Below are 20,297 nucleotides of genomic sequence, written 5' to 3'. Positions count from 1 at the left end.
AGACATGCTCCTTCCCTTTTTTGTGTTATCGATTGACCGAAGCGGCCATGCGAATGTATGTATGACGCCGTCCGCGAATAGCAATCGAAAGTGCCTGAATGTTTTCAGGTACGGCAATCCCAGATAATCCGGCATCGCCGATATGAACGATATCCGCGCCGCCTCGTTTCGAAGAGAGTGCGATGTCACGAACAGTCGCCACATCAGCTCCTTCTTGAGACGTCCCAATCGCTGCTAACGTGAGGGCCCCGAGCGCTTGCAATTCTTGTACGAGTTCGTGGAAGGAGTCTTCACGGACACCTGGTACGGTTCCTGGAGCCGGCAATAGAATGATATCTGCCCCAGCTTCGACAAAGCGAATGTATGCGTCGCGGTCCAATACGTTGCCGACACCGGCCTGATGCATTTTTCCGGCAATGATGACGCCGGCGAATTCACGACGCCCCCGGATAATGGCTTGTTCGATTGCTTCATTCGTGACCCCCGTATTCGGGTTGCCCGTCAGACAAACGAAATCGATTCCGAGTTCAGATGCTTTTTGGAACGCTTCAACTGAAGCGAGTCTGCCTCGTTTCACTTCATTCATCTCAGACGATTTCTCTGAAAAGTCGACGGGTTCCAAGTTGACACCGACAGGTAATCCAATCAGTCTTTTTAGTTCCAAAATCGGATGGTCGCTCATCTCATCACCTGGTAGATCTCCGAACAACGCATGACTTTCAAGTCCTTTAATATAAGGGTGGAACACATCCAACATGTTCAATAAAATCAAGTCGGCACCGAACGCTCGCGCCAGTTCTGCATTCGTCACTTCTGGGTAGAGCGGTTGCACGGTCGGGATGACCTCGGCCATGACGGTTCGTCCTTCTGCCTTTCGAATCGACCCGACTAAATCTTGACGATTAAATGTTATAAAATCACTTGCCCGACATTCTAAAATTCGTTTCATCACATATTCCTCCTTCTGCTCATCCTTGTCTCTATTCCCTAAAGCCTTCAAAAATCCTCTATACTGATTTTAAGGAGGGATCATGATGACGGAAAAAGAGAAGATGATTCGTGGTGAATTATATTTAGCTGGTGATGAGACGCTCGTTAAAGATCGTAAGCATGCCCGGCGATTGATCGAGCGATTTAATCGTTCCGGGATTGATGATTTGACTGAGCGGAAAGAAATTCTTAGTGCGTTACTCGGATCGACGAAAAAGTCGTATTACATCGAACCAAACTTCAAATGTGATTATGGGTATAACATCCACTTAGGCGAACGTTTCTATGCGAATTTTGACTGTGTCTTTCTAGACATCTGTCCCATCACGTTCGGGGATGACTGTATGCTTGCACCAGGTGTACATATCTATACGGCGACACATCCGATTGATCCGATTGAGCGCATCTCTGGGTATGAGTTCGGGAAGCCGGTGACCATCGGCGACCGGGTATGGATTGGTGGAGGGGCCATCATCAATCCGGGTGTGACGATTGGTGATGAGGCCGTCATCGCATCTGGCGCAGTCGTCACAAAAGACGTTGCACCTCGTACAGTCGTCGGAGGAAATCCGGCGCGCGTGATAAAAACGATTGATTGACAAAAACTCCTGAACACGAGGTTCAGGAGTTTTTTACGTTCATCGATTCAACGTATTGCTGAATCGCTTGTTGTGTAAGCTTGAGTGCGGCCTCATCACCGATGGTCACTCGAATCCCCGTCGATTGTTTCGACGTGTGTACATTCAATGCAGTCAAATGTGACCATACGACTTCAGGCTGCCCTAACTCGACATACAAGAAGTTCGTCGAGGCAGGGAGGACTTGACCGATGGCTTCTAAAGCTACCATCCATTTCTGTCGCATCTCTTCATGCCATTCGATCGATTCCTGAAGATAATGCCCGTCTTTTAAGAAGATGTTGCAAATTTTTGCACTTACCCCGCTAATGTTGAACGGGGGAATGAATTGACGGAAGTAATGTGCGAGTTCGCTATTTGTCACCATAAACCCGATTCGGACGTTCGCTAATCCGAACGCCTTCGACATCGTACGGAGGACGATGAGATTTGGATGCTTCGCGATAAATGGGATCATGCTGGCATCAGGTGTGAAGTCCATATAAGCCTCATCCACCACGAGGTACGGCACGAGTGTGGCGAGGTGCGTCAACTCTTCAACGGTCCACAGTTTTCCGGTTGGATTGTTCGGGTTCGATAGAAGAAGAAGTTTTGGATGATACGTCTCGATTGCCTCCAAGATGCCTTCATACAATAAATCAGCGGCTTGAACATGTTGACCGTGTGCGATTGTCGTGAAAATGGGATACATCGAAAAATCAGGGGTCGGGGACAGGACGATGTCATCTGGAGCGAGCAATGCTTGCGTTACGACATGGATCATCTCATCACTCCCACAACCGACGAGTAATTGCTCGGGTGTCACACCGACATACGTGGCGTAACGTTCAAACAACTCATTAATCGGTTCGACCGGATATTCATGTAAGTCATGATAGGTCATAGAATCCAGTTGATTTTTGATTCGGACAGGTAAAGGGAACTGGCTCTCATTTTGGTTTAACCGATGTCCCGTCGGATAGACGACGGGATAAATCGGTAGCTTGACTTGTCTCATTCAGTCGGCTCCATTGAAAACCATTTTTTCACCAATTCATCAATTTCACCAGACTCCATCATCTTGTTCAACTCTTCGTTGAATTGGTCGCGTAACTCATCATCTAATTTGAATGCCGCTGCTGATCCTTTTTCGCCATCCTCTTTCAAAGCGAACGTATAGAAGCTGTCATCTTGATCGAGATACTTTTGAGCGACCGTATCTTCGATGACCATCGCATCGATCCGACCCGTGTTCAACTCTTGAACGATCTCAGGAATTTTGTTCAATGATACGAGTTCGGCGTCAGGAGCCTGTTCTTTAGCGATGTTTTCTTGAATCGAAGCCGTTTGGACACCGATTTTCTTCCCAGACAAATCTTCAATCGCTTGAAGTGACTCGTCTTTCGTCATAATCAAGTTTGTCGCTGACAAGTAGATATCTGAAAAGTCGGCGTTCTCTTTACGCTCTTCAGTCGGTGTCATTCCTGCCATGACGAAGTCGACACGGCCACTATTGAGGGCCCCGAGTAAGCTACCGAAGTCCATATCTTCGATTTTCAATTCGTAGCCGAGTCGCTCTGTGATCGTTTCTGCGATTTCAATATCGAATCCGACAATCGCATCCCCATTTGCCGTATCGACGAATTCATATGGGAAGTAATCGGCACTCGTCCCCATGACGAGTGTTTTCTGTTCTGTCGCTTCACCTTCTGTTTCTTGACTACATGCACCGAGTAAAGCCGCGCTCATGATAAGTGTACCTGCTAATAACCATTTTTTCATATGTGTATAATGCCTCCCTGTAGTAGATGAGACTAAGTGTATATGCATGATTATTAATTGTAAAGTATAAAAATACAAAAACATCAAAAAAAGAAACACTTTCGAGATGAAAGCGTTTTATTCGTAGGTTCTCATAAGATACGAAACGATTCGCTCAATCGGAATCTCTCGATTGTCCATCGTATTGATTTGTAAGTAGGTATGGTTCTTAAGGCGTTTGCAGTGTTCATTCATCTTAGACCAATTCTCATACGAAACTTGATTAATTTGACTCGGTCGTCTGACACGGTTTCGAAGTCGTGCGTTAATTTCTTCGTAATCTTCATGACGACACTCGATATAACGATATGTCGCTCCGTACTTTGTGGAAATCGCTATCCCTTTATCGAGCATTTCGTCATAGAGACAAGGACTGTCGAGAATGACGTTTTGTCCAAGTGATAGGTGATACTCGACGAGAGACCAATCGACATCATAAGCCATCTTCCCGATTTCTCCATCCGAGAAATTGTCGATAGGAAGCGTACGAAGCAATGCAGTTTTCGATACATCATGATCGATGACGACCGCGTGTACATGTTGGATGATTCGTTTAGCCAATGTGGATTTTCCAGATCCAGGTGTTCCAGACATTTGAAGAAAAAACAGATGATCACCTCACATCTAAATAGGAGTAAATCCTATTACTCATATAACTTGATTTACTTGTTATATTGCCTCAGTTCTTCAAGGTGGACATTCGATACAATCGACCTGAATAACCTCATATGGCTGATTTTAGCATTTGCATATCATGATGACATTTCCATCAAGATCTTTGAAATTGAACCAATGATCGTGCTCAATCGGTGTGATGACATCAATATTTTTTTGAATCATATAAGAATAAGCTTGATGGATGTCACGTGTATTCAAGTGAAACAGTGGTGTCTGGATGATGTTATCTGTTGAGTAGATTTTACTATCTAAAACGAGGTTGGTGCCCTCTAATGGTATGACATATAAATGGTCGAACAAAATATCTTCCTTTATTGAGAACTCGAATAAATTACAATACCAGTCACGCGCTTTTTGAATATCACTCACCGGAATAAAGATGGTGCCGATTTGGTGAAGAATAGGGTTCATAGAAGTTCCTACCTTTTCGTTTGATGAATAAAGTTTTCAACATCCTTCCGAGATTTTAACACGATGATTTGCTTCTCATGAGAAAATTGTGAGATTCGTTTGAGCATCTCAGGTCGTTGAATATCAGGAAAGTTCCACACCCATTTGAGGAATGCGAAATCAAGCTTTTCCTCACAAGATGCGCCCATATCGGGCCGTGTCGTACCACGGTAACGTATCACTCTTTTTAGAACCCGATATACGCACACGATACGTGGCAAATCAATCAAAATGACAGTGTCAGCTTCCTGTAGACGCAAGTCCAGCGTGTTCCCGAAGTTTCCGTCAATAATCCATTCGTCTTTCTTCACGAGTTGTTGTTGAATGTTGATTCGTTCTTCTCTCGGCGCCATCACCCATCCGGGTCTCCACATGAGGGCGTCTAAATGATAGACATCAAGTTGCAACTGTTCCCCGAGTTGGCGCGCGAGGGTGGATTTGCCCGCACCACCGGAACCGATAATCATGATTCGTTTCATTTTTTCATTGTTGTCATGTGGTAAGTTGTTCATTTACTCTTTCTTATCCTCCAATACGATCCATTTTTCTAATCGACCATCCTCTTCATAAATGACACGGAAATCCATCTGACCGATGACGAGGCGTTGTTCTGAACTGAACACGACAATCGGATAGTTTGTCGATACCGGTTTATCCGTCTCAAAGATGGGACTATGCGCCTGCATCGCATAATACCCGTCCGATCTCGTGTTGGCAGCCCCTGCATCGATTTGAGTCACATGTTCAAATCCTCTCAGTCTGAGCACATAACTATAAGACGTTCTCGCCCCTTGTTCGAGACGCCATTCTTCGATAATGGCTGACTTGTCGTCGATTGTTCGTTCTTCTAACACTTTCTGTGCCGTATACTCTTTTTCGTAAGGGATCATCTCTTGAATGCTGACGACGGTCATCGTCGCGAGTTTGAGCGATTCCTCGGAAGGAGGGGTAATCAGTATACCAATAAAGATGAGGATTGGAATTAATAAATAGACCATGACACGACTGCGCATTTTCATCACCTTACCTTTTCAGATGTGAACTATTTCTGCATAAGAGAATCGGTTCCCTTTAAAAGAAGTCTGGAATCTTATAAACCGATTCATTTCTTCATTTTTTTGAAGGAGTGGGTATCATACAGTTAGGAGGGATGTTCATGAAGATTGGGGTCATTGGTGGGGGCATCGCCGGCTTGACGGCAGCTGCGCTCGCGCAACAAGAAGGTCATGATGTGATTGTCTTTGAAGCGTCGCGTGAATGGGGCGGGTGTGCCGGTAAGTTTCAACGTGGAGACTACTTGTTTCCCGCTGGCGCGACACTCGGGATGGGATTTGAGCAGGGAGGGGTCCATCAGCGGGTTCTCGAGAGGCTTGGAGAAGCGGTCGAGGTCACTTTATTGGATGAAGTAATGGATATTCATCTCCCGGACCTTACCATCACCTATTATCACGACCGCGAACGTCTCCTCGAAGAGCTGAGTCGCGCGTTTCCGGAGAACCTTCATGCGATTCATGCGTTCTATCGTGAAGTGTGGGGCGATTTTGAGAAGATTCGCCCGTTGTTTCAGCAGTTGCCCGCTCTTCCGCTTCGCACGGTCTCGGATATGATGTATGCACTAAAAGGCTTCCGTCCGAACCAACTCATGACGCTCATGAAACTCCAACGGCCACTTGGTGACACGTTAGCCCGTCATGGACTAAACAATACGATGTTCGAACGATTCATCGATGGCATACTGCTCGACAGTTTGCAGACCGGTGCGAAGGAAGCGAGTCATTTGCTCGGTGCAGTCGCACTGTCGGTCTATCACGAAGGGGCATATTATGTAGAAGGTGGACTGTATCAATTGGCTCATGCATTAGAGCGCGCCGTCCGAACGTTTGGTGGTGTTACAAGATTAGGAAGAGATGTGCAGTCCATCGAACGTGTGTCGGATGGGTGGCTCGTCACCGATCGAAGAGGTCGGCTTGAATTGGTCGACGCGGTTGTGTCTGCCATACCGATTGAGCGGACGAGCGAACTTCTCAAAGGACAGGAACAACGACGGTTCAAACGACAGTATCGCAGACAGTTGAAACAGTCCCAATGGGGTACGTTCAGTCTGTATCTCGTCCTACCTGAGGACATATGCCAACAACAGCCACTTTTCCAACAAATATATCACCATCGATTACCGAGTGGCCATGCGTTCATCTCGATGTCGGCACCAGATGACGTGTTGCGCACAGAAAAACCGGAACGAACCATCACGGTCTCCACACATATCGATTTATCAGAATGGCAGCATTGGAAAGACCGGGCAGCATATGAGAAACTAGAACAAGATTGGACCAATCGTCTCGTCGACGTCGTTGCGACTGCGTTCCCCGCTTGGAATCGTGAGTCGTCACTTCTCCTTCCCGGTGGACCAGGTGCATGGGTGAAGTATACGAAACGTCCACATGGGGCAGTCGGAGGTTATGCTCAGACCCCAAGCCAGGCGCTGTTCCGTGCCGCGAGCTATCGTACAGACTTACCGAATTTTTACGTCTGTGGAGATACGATATTTCCGGGGGCGGGAACGATTGGCGCGATGACGAGTGGGTTACATGTCGCCCGGGCACTCGGGGCGACAATTGAATAGGGGGAAAACGGATGAAGAAAAAAACATTTGGTGAACTGACAACGATGGAATTGTATCGCTTACTGGCACTACGGACTGAGATTTTTGTCGTCGAACAGAATTGTCCGTATCAAGAAATCGACGGGAAAGATGAACAGGCCGTCCATTATTGGATTGAAGAAGATGGAGAAATTGTCTCTGCTCTTCGCGTGTTGACGGAGGCGTCTCCTATTGCCATCGGACGTGTCGTCACGAAAGCCGCTCATCGAGGAAAAGGCTATTCTCGTCAGCTGATGAAAGAGGCAATCCAGGACTTCGGACATGAGACGCTATATCTTCAAGCGCAGACGTATGTGGAACCATTCTACGCATCGTTCGGATTCAAACGGACTAGTGAAATTTACAACGAAGACGGGATTCCGCATGTCGATATGTTACGTGAATCCTTAAATCCCGCTAGTACCGTTTCCGAATCGTTCATGTTAGAATGAGAAAGAACATTCACGTGCGATTGAGCACGATAACATTATAGACATAAAGGGGTTTACAATGGTGACCGATCAACAAGTAATTGCAAAAGCAAGAGAATTGGCAGACGTATTAGCACAAACACCAGAAGTGGCACGTTTCAAAGAAGCGGAAGCGAAAGTGAACGGTAGTGACCGCGTACAGACGTTGATTAAACGAATCAAGTTCTTACAAAAAGAAGCGGTCAACTGTAAGCATTATGGCAAGACCGAAGCACTTGCAAAAGTTGAGCAAAAGATTGATAAAGCGATGGAAGAGCTCGATTCGATTCCGGTCGTGCAAGCGTTCCAAGAAACTCAAGTCGAAGTAAACGACTTGCTTCAATACGTGACGGTCACGCTCGCGAACTCCGTGACGGATCGTATTATCGAATCGACGGACGGAGACGTCCTTGCAGGAAAGACAGGGAGCGGCATGGCGGCTGAACAAGCACGCGGCGGCTGCGGATACTAAAACGACACAGCTGGCCGATGGTCAGCTGTTGTACTTTCTAGAGGTGAATTAACATGCAAGAAGTCCATCAGACACCAATGATGAAACAATATTTCTCCATCAAGGCAGACTATCCGGACGCCTTTTTATTCTATCGACTCGGCGATTTTTACGAGTTGTTTTTTGAAGATGCGCAAATTGTCGCAAAGGAGTTAGAGCTAACGCTCACTTCTAAAAATGGAAAGCAGGCCGAACACCCGATCCCAATGTGTGGCGTACCTCACCATTCTGCGGCCATTTACATTGAACAATTGATTGAAAAGGGCTTCAATGTCGCCATCTGTGAACAGACGGAAGACCCGAAAGCGACGAAAGGACTCGTGAAGCGCGAAGTCATCCAAGTGATTACGCCAGGTACATACATGGCGTCACTGAGCGAGAAAGAAAACCGTTATCTCGTCGCCATCTCTGACGTCGCAGGTCGTTTTGGGATTGCGCGCGGTGACGTCACGACCGGTGAATCATGGTTGACGACGCTTTCGTCGGAAGAGGCTGTCTTACGGGAAATCGAAGGGTTACTCCCGAACGAGGTCATCGTCGAGGACGAGCGACTCGCTGATTTGTTACGACAGACGGGAATCCCTCTCTCGATTCAAGTGGACAAGCGGGAGAGTCCGCTCGCGCAAGGTGCGAAAGATGAGGCACAGCGTTCCGCATTTGAGTTATTGTTCGCCTATTTGACGAAAACTCAGAAACGCTCACTCGATCACTTGCAACCGGCTGTCGCCTATGAGGTCGAACAACATATGCAACTTGACGCCAACACGGCCCGAAACCTTGAACTGTTCCGATCTGCTCGTTCTGGGGAGAGAAAAGGGTCACTCTTATCGCTCCTTGATGAGACGACGACAGCGATGGGCGGACGACTGTTAAAACGCTGGCTCGAACAGCCGCTTTACACTGAACAAGGCATCAAAGAGCGACAGGACGCCGTGGAGAACTTAGTGGACGACTTCATGTTGCGCGATCAACTACAAGAAGAGTTAAAGCGAGTCTATGACATCGAACGCCTTGTCGCGAAAGTTGGATACGGGACGGCGAATGCGCGAGATCTCGTCCAACTTCGCGACACGCTCGAGCGGATGCCTTCTGTCCGGTCACTCTTACAAACAGTGAAAGCGGATCGTTTGCAGCAAATCGAGCAAAAGCTTGATTCGTTTGAATCGTTAAGTGAACAGCTCCGGGCTGCCCTTGTCGATTCACCCCCGATTTCGACGAAAGAGGGCGGTATGATTCGTCACGGTTATTCGGATGAACTCGATGAACTTCTAGAGGCAAAAGCGAACGGAAAGTCGTGGATTGCCAACCTCGAACAACAGGAACGCATCGCGACCGGCATCAAGTCATTAAAGGTCGGGTATAATCGCGTCTTCGGTTACTATTTAGAAGTGACGAAAGCGAATGCGAAGCTACTCGAAGAGGGTCGCTATGAGCGGAAACAGACGTTGACGAATGCGGAGCGTTACATCACGCCAGAACTGAAAGAAAAGGAAGCCCTCATATTAGGGGCGGAAGAGAAGAGCTGTACGCTCGAATATGACCTATTTGTCGCACTTCGCGAAGAGGTGAAGACATATACGAAGGCCCTTCAGCAGCTGGCTCGTTCACTCAGTGAATTAGATGTGCTCCTCGCTCTTGCCGTTGTGGCGGAGAAGCGGGAATATGTACGCCCTGTTACGACATCCCACGTTCAAATCGAACGTGGGCGTCACCCTGTCATTGAGACGGTCTTGCCGCGAGGCGAATATGTCGCCAATGATTTGACGCTTGACGACACACGCCAAATGTTGCTCATCACGGGTCCGAACATGTCCGGTAAATCGACATACATGCGTCAATTTGCCTTGATTGCAATCCTTCATCAAATCGGTTCATTCGTCCCGGCAGAAGCAGCGGAACTCCCGCTCTTTGACCGCATCTTTACACGAATCGGTGCGGCGGACGATTTGGTGAGCGGGCAGTCGACGTTCATGGTCGAGATGACCGAGACGAGACAAGCTGTCACTGAGGCGACGGGACATAGTTTGATTTTATTAGATGAAATCGGTCGCGGGACATCAACGTATGACGGAATGGCGCTCGCACAGGCGATCGTCGAATATATCGCCTCGTCAATCGGCGCGAAGACACTCTTCTCGACGCACTATCATGAATTGACGGTGCTCGAAGATTCGATTCCGACGCTCGAGAACGTCCATGTCCGGGCGATTGAGCGTGATGGGCGAGTCGTGTTCTTGCATGAAGTGCATCCAGGACGTGCCGATAAATCATATGGGATTCATGTGGCGGAATTGGCCGAACTCCCGGGTTCATTGATCGACCGGGCACGGACGATTCTCTCAGAACTCGAGTCAGAGGCGACGAAACCTGCTTTAAACGAGCAGGCTGTTCCAACTCCAGTGGAAGAAGTCAGCCAATTGTCGTTGTTCGAGTCGAATGACGCTGTTCGAGAACAGCTGCTCAAACTCGATTTATTGGCAATGAATCCAATCGAAGCGATGCAGGCGCTGTATGAACTGCAACAAACCGCAAAGAAAGGGTGAGTCGATGGGAATCATTCGAGAGTTACCTGAACAACTCGCGAACCGAATCGCAGCCGGGGAGGTCGTCGAACGACCTGCTTCTGTCGTCAAAGAATTAGTCGAGAATGCGATTGATGCGGGAGCGACGAAAGTAGACGTCGACTTACAAGAAGCGGGTATCCGACTCATCAAAGTGCGTGACAACGGGCACGGGTTCCATGAAGAAGACGCCGCCCGAGCCTTTTTACGACATGCAACGAGTAAAATTCGGGATGAGCACGACTTGTTCCGCATTCGGACACTCGGTTTCCGAGGAGAGGCACTCGCCTCGATTGCTTCGGTCAGTCACGTCTCATTGAAATCTAAGCGTGCGGACGAGGACGGTTTTGAGATGACGCTTGAAGGTGGAGTCGTCAAGTCGACGAATCCGGTAGCGACGAACGTCGGGACCGAAATCGCAGTCAGTCAGCTTTTCTTCAACACACCGGCCCGTCTGAAATACTTGAAGACATCGGCGACAGAACTCGCCAGCATTACCGATACGTTGAACCGATTGGCACTCTCTCATCCGGAGATTCGCTTCACGGTCTTCCATGAAGAAAAAGAATTGCTGAGAACGAACGGGAATGGAGACTTGAAACAAGTCATGCTCGCCATCTATGGTCGTCAAGTCGCCGCACAAATCGTCACGGCATCGAGTAAGACGAATGATTATACGCTGAGCGCCCATCTCGTACGTCCGGAGGTGACACGTTCGAACAAACAATATGTAACCCTCATCTTAAATGGGCGAAGCATCAAGAACTTCGCGCTGACGCAAAGCGTGCTCGAAGGCTACCATACGCTCTTACCGATCGGTCGCTATCCGATTGCCGTGCTTGAAGTGAAGATGGACCCAATGTTGATTGACGTGAACGTCCATCCGACGAAACGTGAAGTGCGTTTGTCGAAAGAAAAAGAACTATGCCAGCTCATCCGAGAGACCGTTCAATTGACGCTCCGTGAGCAACGGCTCATTCCGTCTGTGAAACAAGAGCCGAAGCCAAAACGTGTGACACCGTCTGAACAGTCGAAACTCGACTTTTCGATGGAGCCACAACCTAAACAAGCAGATCCGGTCGAGTGGAACTATCCGATTCCTCGGGAACGGAAAGAGACGCTCACGTCACCTTCCCAGTGGAATCCGGCTCCGCTCGTTCATGAGCCAGAAGCAGAGATGATTGAACCAGAGCAGGTCGAGGAGCCTGTAAGTCAGTCGGAGCGTTTACCGGCGTTAGACGTCATCGGGCAACTGCACTCGAGTTATATCATCTGTGGAGCGGAAGACGGAATGTACGTGATGGACCAACATGCTGCTCAGGAACGAATCAAGTATGAATTGTTCTATGAGCAGTTAGGACGTCCGGAAAAAGAGTATCAGCTTCTGTTGATCCCGTTAACGTTAGAGTTCACACAAGAAGAGACGCTCGCTATCGAAGAAGTGCTACCACTCCTAGCGGATGCAGGCATCACGCTAGAGCCGTTTGGGGGTAACACGTTTCTCGTCCGTGAGATTCCGACATGGTATCCGCAACATGACTTAGAAGGCACGATTCGTGACTTGGTAGAGATGGCCATTCAACAACGCTCGATTGATCTTGCGAAATATCGCGAAGAAGCATCAATCCTCATGGCGTGTAAACGATCGATCAAAGCGAATCATCCACTTAATATGGAAATGATGCGACAATTGATTGATGATTTAGGTCGTACGACATCTCCGTTTACTTGTCCGCACGGTCGCCCGATTCTCGTGAAGTGGAGCACGTATGAACTCGAGAAGTTGTTCAAACGCGTCATGTAATCGTCTTGTTACCTTGTTTTAACACGATGTAACGTTTATTCAATAGCCCTCATGGGAAAACTATACACATGTCACTCAACGCATCGAGGTTGAGAGGTGGCTTTTTCACTGCCTCACCCTCAAGATGTCGACATGAAATGTATATCCATGTAGGAGGAAAAGAAAATGACGAACAAACTTCAAGTATCAAAACGAGAATTACGCCCACGGTCACTGCGCACGAAGTTGCGTAAGGAAGGCAAAGCGTTAGGCGTCGTCTACGGATACAAAGTAGACAGCACTCCAATTGTATTTGACGAGATGGACCTTCGTAAAATTCTTCGAGACCACGGTGACAATGCCTTGATTGAACTCCATTTCGATGGAAACAAAATCAATACGCTCGTGCACGGATCGGAAACAGACCCGTTCACAAACTTCTATCAACACGTCGAATTCATGGCTGTGAAGATGGATGAAGAGACAGAAGTCGAAACGGATATCGTCCTTGTTGGCGACGCGAAAGGCGTGAAAGAAGGCGGATATCTTGCACAGTCGCTTTATAAAGTGACGGTCGCTGCGACACCTGCCAACATCCCTGAACGCATCGAACTTGACGTGTCAGACCTCGAAATCGGTGACTCGGTGACGGTAGCAGATCTTCCAGAAGATAAATCGTACACGATTGTCTCGGAACCAGATATGCACATCGCCTCTGTGAATGAGCCGGTTGCTGAAGAAGAGGAAGAAGCGACTGAATCAGAGGAAGGTTCAACTGAAGAAGCTTCTGAAGAATCTTCTGAAGGAACAGAAGAATCGACTGAAGATAAAGAATAAGAGTTGCATACGTGTCTGTAACAGTGACACGACTCAATTGAGAGGAGCATTGTCCCGAGATGGGCGATGCTCCTTTGTTTGATTGTCCAAATAAATCTGAACTTTATACTTTTAGGTCAAACGGATAAATCATAATCACTTGAACCAAAATATTACAAATTAACATTACTTCAATGTGATGATAGGTATAAATGCGGTAATACATATAAAAGTTTATTTCTTGAGAGGATGTATGATGAAGTTTTATAAAATTGATAGACAAACTGATAAACGAATCACAAAATTTAATTTGGAATTTGTGATATCACAGGTCATACAAACTGAAAAAGGGTCTAATATAGGATGTATACATTTAAAACCAGGTAGTGTCATCGGTTATCATCAAACAGTTGTACCCCAACTTACTTCTTCTCGTCATGGTGCCGAGGGTTACATTAGAGGCGAAAAAGATGAACATTTTAAGGTTCGGGCAGGAGACACAATTTTTTGGACGAAAGAGGAATGGCATGAAACGAAAGCAGGTGGAGGATTAACGGATATCGAAATTGAAGAATTAGATCCCTCAATCGATATGACTGAGATATAATTTTTATGAAACTTAGACGATTTGAGGTAAGAGTGGGGGAGAAGACTGTATATGTCACATCTATATATCGATTTAAGTAACGTTACTTCCACCAAAGAACTACATCAGTTATTAAAAGAAAGTCTTCATCTTCCTGATCATTACGGAAAAAATTGGGATGCATTTTGGGATGTGATTACTGATGTGGATTTTATAACTTTTCCTGAACGTATCACGTTTATCGGGTATTCTTTGCTTGAAACGAAGTTAAGTGAAGATGCTAAGTACTTAAAAATGTGCTTAGAAGAGTATAATGAAGAACATTATGTTTCACATTGTCATTTTGTTTTCTTGTAATCTAATTTGCTTACTAATATATAAAGCTAGTCTATAAGAGAGTAACCATTTTACAATCACTAATTTTTCAATATAACTTTTATAGTCCCCGACCATCATAAGAATAAATAGAAAAAACAGCTGATTTAAATTACAAGGTCTTTAAACTGAAAAATCAAAGGTGATCACTATGCAGGAGCTTACAATTATTGAAAGGAAGCGTCTATTAGAGCATCTTGAAGATAATTATTTCATTATAGGTGAAATTAAAAAGGTTTATGAGATCACTAGTTATGATGATTTAACTATTAACGATAACCAAAAAGCTTTAATTGATTTTTTGGTTTACCAAAATGTATATCCAATAGTCATGACATTTATATTATCTAAAAATATAAGTCAGGATAATGAGATGGTTGAAAAAATGGATTCAAGGAAAATTAAATATTCTATGAACTATTGCTCTGAGGATGAGAATTCTTTTTATTACTGCAATGCAAAAGTAGAAAACGAAAAAGATCTAAGGTTTTTGATTAACGAAACGTACTGGATGCCTGCTCAAAATGGGTTTTATAACATTATCTTTAAAGATAAATTGAATTTCACTTTAAAAAAATATGGTAAGTGGCTGTTCTCTAGAACTCAAGTTGTACCTTCAATTGATATGAGTATACCAACTTCTTTTATTAAAATAGATGGAGATGGACTTGGGTTTATTTTATTTTCTAATGAAAAAAAATATGAATCTATTGAAGAATTGACAAAGAATTTACCTCAAAAATTTTACATTGATTATTTAAACGAAAATGAATTATGAGGGCATTAATTTGAGCATCTTTTAATGCATAGTCCTGTTACATAGATAATGATATGTATGATGAGGTTAATGGAGGTCAATTGATGGCTCTTTGTTAGAAGTATGTAAATTGATAATAGCTGGTTTATCAATAAGAGAAATGCAGTCTGCAGAGTTGGAATAAGAGTAAATTTAGCCAGATCATATAAGTTTGTATTACGATGTTCATTTATACGATCAAAATTATTAAAACCACTTAAAAATTATGAAGCCAAGTAGTAAAGCAGCACATATTCCATACAGAAGGTGAAAAAAATGAAAGCTCAAGAAATATTAAGAGAAATTGAAAAAATATACTATTGGGATGCGCGCGTTTTAGGATTCGATTGCCGTTATTTTGGAGATGAGGTTTTAATAAAGATTGAAGATGAGGAAGAGAGTTATCGTCACTACGAGATTGAATTTTTAGGTTGTATTAAAGTAGAGGTTTCTGCCGCTCTAGATGATCGAACAATGCCAATCAGAGAATTGACAAGGTTACAACGCCCATATTTCATGCAGGATATTAGCATTGATAGTTACGAATTAGAGGGGCAGGAAATATTTATATGTCGTCTCTTATTGCCTCCGGTTACAGCTGAGATTCATTTCACAAAAATTAGAATCGGAACGGAATATCACTGATTAAATTTTCTAGTATTTCATCGCTACACATGATTAAGAAAAATATGACGGACGATTTTTAGCTATACTCTGAATTGATTATTCAAACGGAAAAGCTAAATTTAGTCAATGAATAAACCATTTTACACATCCATTTCAAAACCTTTTTACAAGAGGAGTAGGTAATGTCAAACCCCAGCTATTATAAAATTGAAATTAGTGGTAAGTGTTTTAATGAAGATATATCATGTACTGGAGAACAACTTGAAAGTATTCTTCAAGCTATAAATGAGATACAGACTGATAGTTTGATATGGTGTCTTTTTGATATCTTTGGGAGTAGTAAGGTGTCACTTTTCGAACTTTTCCCATCAAATAATTTTGGAATAATTAATTTTTTTAGTACATATGAACTGATAGGAAGAGTTAAACATATAATCCAGTTCGAAAGTGGAGTATTTATAGGGAGTAAATTCAAAAATATAGAAATTGACTTTGAAAATCAACCTCATTCAGAAGCTGAGTTAGAGTTTCAATTAAATCATACTTCAATTGAAATTAGAGCTTTTGATTTCGAGTGCTTCGAAATAATTTTACAAGATGAAATGATTTATCATTATTTAAAGAATAAGTTTCTTTAATGATTAGACTATGCACATTCAAAATTAAAAGTAGGATGTAAGATTTATTTTGGAACAGGGAGATTGATAATAAAATTGAAAATGCTAATTCATAGATATTCTCCCGAAATTCGGGAGAATTTTTGTTTGTCACAAATCCGCCACATGTAAACGATTACGATGTGAACACTCTGTCAATTCCTTCTAGAGGTGATTGCCAACAGAGACTGTACAGTTTATATTGTTAATGATTTCACATATTAGAACTGATACTTTCCTATTTAATTATTCAGAAAGAAGGGTTTGTGACATGGCATCAATGGAAATCCATGCACTCGAATCATTACGGAAAAAAGCACAGGCTTCCTCGCAAATGATTCATTATCGTCCAATGGAATACTTTTTACGGGCAATGTTAGCCGGAATCTTTATCGGCTTTGCTTCAATCTTCACGTTGAAAGTCGTCAACGGCATGTATTTAGCGGAATCACCGTTTACGACACTCATCGGGGGCTTCTCTTTCGGGATTGCGCTCGTCATGATCATTTATGGGGGAGCGGAGTTGTTCACGGGGAATACGATGTATTTCACGACGTCGACGCTTCGCGGTTATACGACGCTCAGTGATACGATGCTCGTCTGGTTGCTCTGTTTTGTCGGGAACGCACTCGGGGGAATCCTATTCGCCTTACTACTCGCACCGACTGGTGTCATCCAAGAACTTGGCATGAACAACTGGTTGTTCTCAGTCGTCGAGGGCAAAATGCATCACACGACGGTTGAAATTTTCTTCCGTGCCATCTTCTGTAACTGGATGGTCTGTCTCGCTATTTTCTTACCGAAACAAATGAAAAATGAATTCGCTCAAATCTTCTCGATGATTTTCCTTGTCGCGGTCTTCTTCGCTTCAGGATTTGACCACGTCATCGCCAACTTCGTCTTGTTCGCCTTGACGCTTGTCGTCCCACACCCTGAGACGATCAGCATGGCAGGTGCAATCCACAACTTGATTCCTGCGACGTTCGGTAACATTATCGGCGGTGCGCTCTTTATGGGAGCCATCTACACATGGCTCAACTCGAAAGGTCTTCGTGAGGCACAAGAATTAGAGGAAGAAGTCGAATTAAAAGTCGTGAAAGCTGCTAAATAAATGATGTTTGTCACATATAACGTAGAGCCTTGTCCCATCGAAGACGAGGCTCTTTTTTGTCGTATGCGCACATGTAAACTGTCACAATATTGACTCGTGACCTTCCAAAAAAAAACGTGTCATAATCTATATATAGGATTTTAAAAACAATTTAAACTGTTTTTAATCCATATATAGTGAGGTGAGGGGTATTGAAATTACTACGGTTGTATGAGGACGTATGCGTCTTACCAGACCAAGACTTAGTACAAGAGAATGCGAACGTTGACGGGAAGTCCCCGCTCGGGAAATTAGCACGACTCTCTTCAGAAGTATCGAAAGAATTGTCGCAGACATATTTGATGTCGGAACGGTCAAAGCAAGCCGTCACTGATAACTTTTTATACGTGCACGACGCGGACTATTACATCACAGGATCGACGACATGTTGTCAAATTCCACTCGGTCAATTGTTGAAAGACGGTTTCCATACAGGACATGGGACGATTCGGTCCCCGAAAGACATTCGCTCCGCCATGGCGCTCGCATCCATCATCCTACAAGCGAATCAAAATATGCAACATGGGGGGCAGGCTTTTCCGATGTTTGACGTCGACTTAGCACCGTATGTCGAGAAGACATATAAGCGTCAATTTAGCCGACTCCAATCGTTACCTGTTGACTGGGACGAGGCGCAATTGGAGACACTCGCAGAAGAAGAGACGATTTCGGCGACGTATCAGGCGTGTGAGGCGTTCATTCACAATGCGAACTCGATGCACTCACGAGGTGGCGGGCAAGTACCTTTCGTTTCAATCAATTATGGGACGGACACATCAAAGTGGGGACGTATCCTCATTCGGGAGTTACTCCGTGCCACAGAACGTGGGTTAGGGAACGGAGAGACACCGATTTTTCCGATTCAAATCTTTAAAGTGAAGGAAGGTATCAACTTCAACGATGGTGACCCGAATGTCGATCTCTTCCGTGAGGCGTGCCGCGTCACAGGCAAACGTCTCTTCCCGAACTTCTCTTTTATCGATGCCCCGTTCAATGCCACGTATTATGACGGGACACACGAATCAGAAGTGGCATACATGGGTTGTCGTACGCGAGTCATGGGAAACCGGCACGGGGAGGAGACGTCAATCGGACGAGGCAACCTGTCTTTCTCAACACTCAACCTGGTGAAGATGGCACTCGTCTCCGAGTCGCTTTCGGACTTCTATCGAATTCTCAACCGATATATCGACATCGGGATTGAACAGTTGATCGAGCGATTCGAGTATCAATGTACGCGTCGCGCTGAAGAATTTCGTTTTCTTTACACACAAGGGGTCTGGCGTGGCAGTGAGCAGTTACATATACAGGATGAAGTCCGAGACGTATTGAAACAAGGAACGCTCTCACTCGGTTTCATCGGGCTCGCTGAAACGTTGAAAGTGTTGACGGGCAGTACACATGCTGAGTCCCGTGAAGCGGAGCGACTCGGTCTCGACATCGTCACCCATTTGTCCAATCGCATGCGTGAAGCAGCCGAAGCGTACGACTTGAACTTTTCGTTGCTCGCGACACCTGCAGAAGGACTATCAGGTAAATTTGTGATCCGAGACCAGGAAGAGTTCGGGATGATCGACGAGGTTACCAATCGGGCGTTTTACACGAATTCATTCCACGTGCCGGTTTATCAATCCGTCTCCATCCGAGAAAAAATCCGAATTGAGGCACCGTATCACGCGTTATGCGACGCGGGACACATCTCTTACGTCGAAGTCGATGGTTCCCTTGCCCACAATGCAGAAGCAGTAGAATCGATTGTACGCTTGATGCGTCAACATGATATCGGATATGGTTCGATCAATCATCCGGTCGACCGTTGTGGAAATTGTGGGTTAGAAGGACTGATTGACGTTGCCTGCCCGACTTGTGGTGAGGATACAAACATCGAACGAATCCGCCGCATCACCGGCTATTTAGTCGGGACGATGGACCGTTGGAATACGGCGAAACGAGAAGAAGAACGGGCGAGGGTGAAACATGATGCGCATTCTATCCGTCGTTGAAGAATCGGTCGTCGATGGACCAGGAATACGGACGGTCATCTTTACTGCCGGCTGTCCCCACCACTGTAAAGGGTGTCACAATCCTTCCTCGTGGAATCCGGCCGGTGGCGATGAAATCGAAGTAGATGAACTTGTCCATCGCATAAAAATGAGTGGTTGGGACGGGGTGACCGTCTCTGGAGGCGAACCGTTCCTGCAATCGTCAGCGTTAGCGGAACTCGTCACGGCATGTAAATCGCTCGGTAAAAACGTGTGGGTGTATACCGGTTATACAATTGAACAGTTGGAAGCGATGCACGACGAATCGGTTCAAACTGTTTTGGACCACGCTGACGTCCTCGTTGACGGACGTTTCGAGCAGTCACTACGAGACACGGGACTCCGCTTTCGGGGGTCGAGCAATCAACGAATCATCTTTTTAACTAAATCAGGCGAGAATTCTCCCTCCACTAAGCGTCTCGGGGCGAAGCCCAGCGTAGGTTGGAGATGAATCGCCCGGTCCAAAAAACTTTTCCCCCTGTGACAGATATGACGAACAAAAGTTCGTGATTCCGTCAGATTCTCCCTCCCCCTCCACGGGTATCGGATGAGGATGACACATCACGATCTTCGGAAGGGAGGAGGGACGGACATGCTGAAAGGCTATACATACAGGCTCTACCCGACGCCTGCACAGGCCGAGTTCCTCATCAAGACCATCGGCTGCGCCCGGTTCATCTACAACAAGTTGCTCGAGGACCGCATCGCCATCCGCGAGGAGGTGAAA

The 20,297-nt window shown here is 45.4% G+C and carries 23 protein-coding genes; 16 read left to right on the top strand and 7 right to left on the bottom strand.

Annotated features, from left to right (window positions below):
* Positions 1 to 25: 25 nt before the first annotated feature.
* Positions 26 to 949: a DUF7916 family protein gene (locus tag KNO87_RS03710; protein ID WP_214788471.1), complete on the bottom strand. Its 924-nt coding sequence runs from the start codon at positions 947 to 949 to the stop codon at positions 26 to 28.
* Positions 950 to 1,034: 85 nt separating this feature from the next.
* Here KNO87_RS03710 and KNO87_RS03705 point away from each other — a divergent pair, with 85 nt between their 5' ends.
* Positions 1,035 to 1,589, top strand: coding sequence for a maltose acetyltransferase domain-containing protein (locus KNO87_RS03705; RefSeq protein WP_285800641.1), 555 nt, complete (start codon positions 1,035 to 1,037; stop codon positions 1,587 to 1,589).
* 22 nt (positions 1,590 to 1,611) lie between these two features.
* Here the strand turns inward: KNO87_RS03705 and KNO87_RS03700 are convergent, their stop codons facing one another.
* The 6 genes from KNO87_RS03700 to KNO87_RS03675 all read right to left on the bottom strand — a co-directional run bounded on the left by KNO87_RS03700 (position 1,612) and on the right by KNO87_RS03675 (position 5,575).
* Positions 1,612 to 2,625, bottom strand: a complete 1,014-nt coding sequence (locus KNO87_RS03700; RefSeq protein ID WP_214793891.1) for a pyridoxal phosphate-dependent aminotransferase — start codon at positions 2,623 to 2,625, stop codon at positions 1,612 to 1,614.
* Entirely contained in the window at positions 2,622 to 3,389 is a 768-nt protein-coding gene (locus KNO87_RS03695) for a transporter substrate-binding domain-containing protein (RefSeq protein ID WP_214788462.1), read from the bottom strand. Before KNO87_RS03695 ends, KNO87_RS03700 begins: the two co-directional genes overlap by 4 nt.
* A gap of 117 nt (positions 3,390 to 3,506) precedes the next feature.
* Entirely contained in the window at positions 3,507 to 4,022 is a 516-nt protein-coding gene (locus tag KNO87_RS03690; RefSeq protein WP_285800640.1) for a P-loop nucleotide/nucleoside kinase family protein, read from the bottom strand.
* Positions 4,023 to 4,166: 144 nt separating this feature from the next.
* A complete protein-coding gene (locus KNO87_RS03685) occupies positions 4,167 to 4,517 on the bottom strand; it encodes a VOC family protein (RefSeq protein WP_214793888.1) in 351 nt (116 codons plus the stop codon).
* Positions 4,518 to 4,525: 8 nt separating this feature from the next.
* On the bottom strand, positions 4,526 to 5,035 hold the full coding sequence (locus KNO87_RS03680; protein ID WP_214789844.1) for a DNA topology modulation protein: 510 nt from the start codon (positions 5,033 to 5,035) through the stop codon (positions 4,526 to 4,528).
* A 33-nt stretch (positions 5,036 to 5,068) separates the two neighbouring features.
* Complete coding sequence (locus tag KNO87_RS03675) at positions 5,069 to 5,575, bottom strand: hypothetical protein (protein WP_214793885.1); 507 nt, start codon at positions 5,573 to 5,575, stop codon at positions 5,069 to 5,071.
* 137 nt (positions 5,576 to 5,712) lie between these two features.
* Here KNO87_RS03675 and KNO87_RS03670 point away from each other — a divergent pair, with 137 nt between their 5' ends.
* The 15 genes from KNO87_RS03670 to KNO87_RS03600 form a co-directional block, all read left to right on the top strand.
* Complete coding sequence (locus tag KNO87_RS03670) at positions 5,713 to 7,179, top strand: phytoene desaturase family protein (RefSeq protein ID WP_214793882.1); 1,467 nt, start codon at positions 5,713 to 5,715, stop codon at positions 7,177 to 7,179.
* Positions 7,180 to 7,190: 11 nt separating this feature from the next.
* Positions 7,191 to 7,649 (top strand): GNAT family N-acetyltransferase, encoded by a 459-nt coding sequence (locus tag KNO87_RS03665; RefSeq protein WP_214793879.1) that lies wholly within the window; start codon positions 7,191 to 7,193, stop codon positions 7,647 to 7,649.
* 58 nt (positions 7,650 to 7,707) lie between these two features.
* Positions 7,708 to 8,139 (top strand): YlbF/YmcA family competence regulator, encoded by a 432-nt coding sequence (locus tag KNO87_RS03660; RefSeq protein WP_012726155.1) that lies wholly within the window; start codon positions 7,708 to 7,710, stop codon positions 8,137 to 8,139.
* 53 nt (positions 8,140 to 8,192) lie between these two features.
* A complete protein-coding gene (gene mutS / locus KNO87_RS03655; RefSeq protein WP_214793876.1) occupies positions 8,193 to 10,721 on the top strand; it encodes a DNA mismatch repair protein MutS in 2,529 nt (842 codons plus the stop codon).
* Between the two features lie 4 nt (positions 10,722 to 10,725).
* Positions 10,726 to 12,543 (top strand): DNA mismatch repair endonuclease MutL, encoded by a 1,818-nt coding sequence (mutL, locus tag KNO87_RS03650; protein ID WP_214793872.1) that lies wholly within the window; start codon positions 10,726 to 10,728, stop codon positions 12,541 to 12,543.
* A gap of 165 nt (positions 12,544 to 12,708) precedes the next feature.
* Positions 12,709 to 13,359 (top strand): 50S ribosomal protein L25/general stress protein Ctc, encoded by a 651-nt coding sequence (locus KNO87_RS03645; protein ID WP_214793869.1) that lies wholly within the window; start codon positions 12,709 to 12,711, stop codon positions 13,357 to 13,359.
* A 235-nt stretch (positions 13,360 to 13,594) separates the two neighbouring features.
* Positions 13,595 to 13,945, top strand: a complete 351-nt coding sequence (locus KNO87_RS03640; protein ID WP_214793866.1) for a cupin — start codon at positions 13,595 to 13,597, stop codon at positions 13,943 to 13,945.
* A gap of 51 nt (positions 13,946 to 13,996) precedes the next feature.
* Complete coding sequence (locus KNO87_RS03635) at positions 13,997 to 14,281, top strand: barstar family protein (RefSeq protein WP_214793863.1); 285 nt, start codon at positions 13,997 to 13,999, stop codon at positions 14,279 to 14,281.
* A gap of 169 nt (positions 14,282 to 14,450) precedes the next feature.
* Complete coding sequence (locus KNO87_RS03630; protein ID WP_214793860.1) at positions 14,451 to 15,077, top strand: hypothetical protein; 627 nt, start codon at positions 14,451 to 14,453, stop codon at positions 15,075 to 15,077.
* A 294-nt stretch (positions 15,078 to 15,371) separates the two neighbouring features.
* On the top strand, positions 15,372 to 15,740 hold the full coding sequence (locus KNO87_RS03625; RefSeq protein ID WP_214793857.1) for a hypothetical protein: 369 nt from the start codon (positions 15,372 to 15,374) through the stop codon (positions 15,738 to 15,740).
* A 164-nt stretch (positions 15,741 to 15,904) separates the two neighbouring features.
* On the top strand, positions 15,905 to 16,360 hold the full coding sequence (locus KNO87_RS03620) for a hypothetical protein (RefSeq protein WP_214793854.1): 456 nt from the start codon (positions 15,905 to 15,907) through the stop codon (positions 16,358 to 16,360).
* Positions 16,361 to 16,658: 298 nt separating this feature from the next.
* Complete coding sequence (locus tag KNO87_RS03615) at positions 16,659 to 17,489, top strand: formate/nitrite transporter family protein (protein ID WP_074035310.1); 831 nt, start codon at positions 16,659 to 16,661, stop codon at positions 17,487 to 17,489.
* A gap of 191 nt (positions 17,490 to 17,680) precedes the next feature.
* Positions 17,681 to 19,531, top strand: a complete 1,851-nt coding sequence (locus KNO87_RS03610; RefSeq protein ID WP_214793851.1) for an anaerobic ribonucleoside triphosphate reductase — start codon at positions 17,681 to 17,683, stop codon at positions 19,529 to 19,531.
* On the top strand, positions 19,509 to 20,021 hold the full coding sequence (gene nrdG, locus KNO87_RS03605) for an anaerobic ribonucleoside-triphosphate reductase activating protein (RefSeq protein ID WP_214794566.1): 513 nt from the start codon (positions 19,509 to 19,511) through the stop codon (positions 20,019 to 20,021). The genes KNO87_RS03610 and nrdG overlap by 23 nt, the downstream gene beginning before the upstream one ends.
* 96 nt (positions 20,022 to 20,117) lie before the next feature.
* The coding region (locus KNO87_RS03600) for a helix-turn-helix domain-containing protein (protein ID WP_353048760.1) at positions 20,118 to 20,297 on the top strand (180 nt) is incomplete at its 3' end.

The sequence above is a fragment of the Exiguobacterium sp. s34 genome, assembly GCF_018617435.1.
Classification (GTDB): Bacteria; Bacillota; Bacilli; order Exiguobacteriales; family Exiguobacteriaceae; genus Exiguobacterium; species Exiguobacterium aestuarii.
Note: the sequence above shows the minus strand (reverse complement) of the source record. Positions and strands in the feature narration are given on the sequence as shown.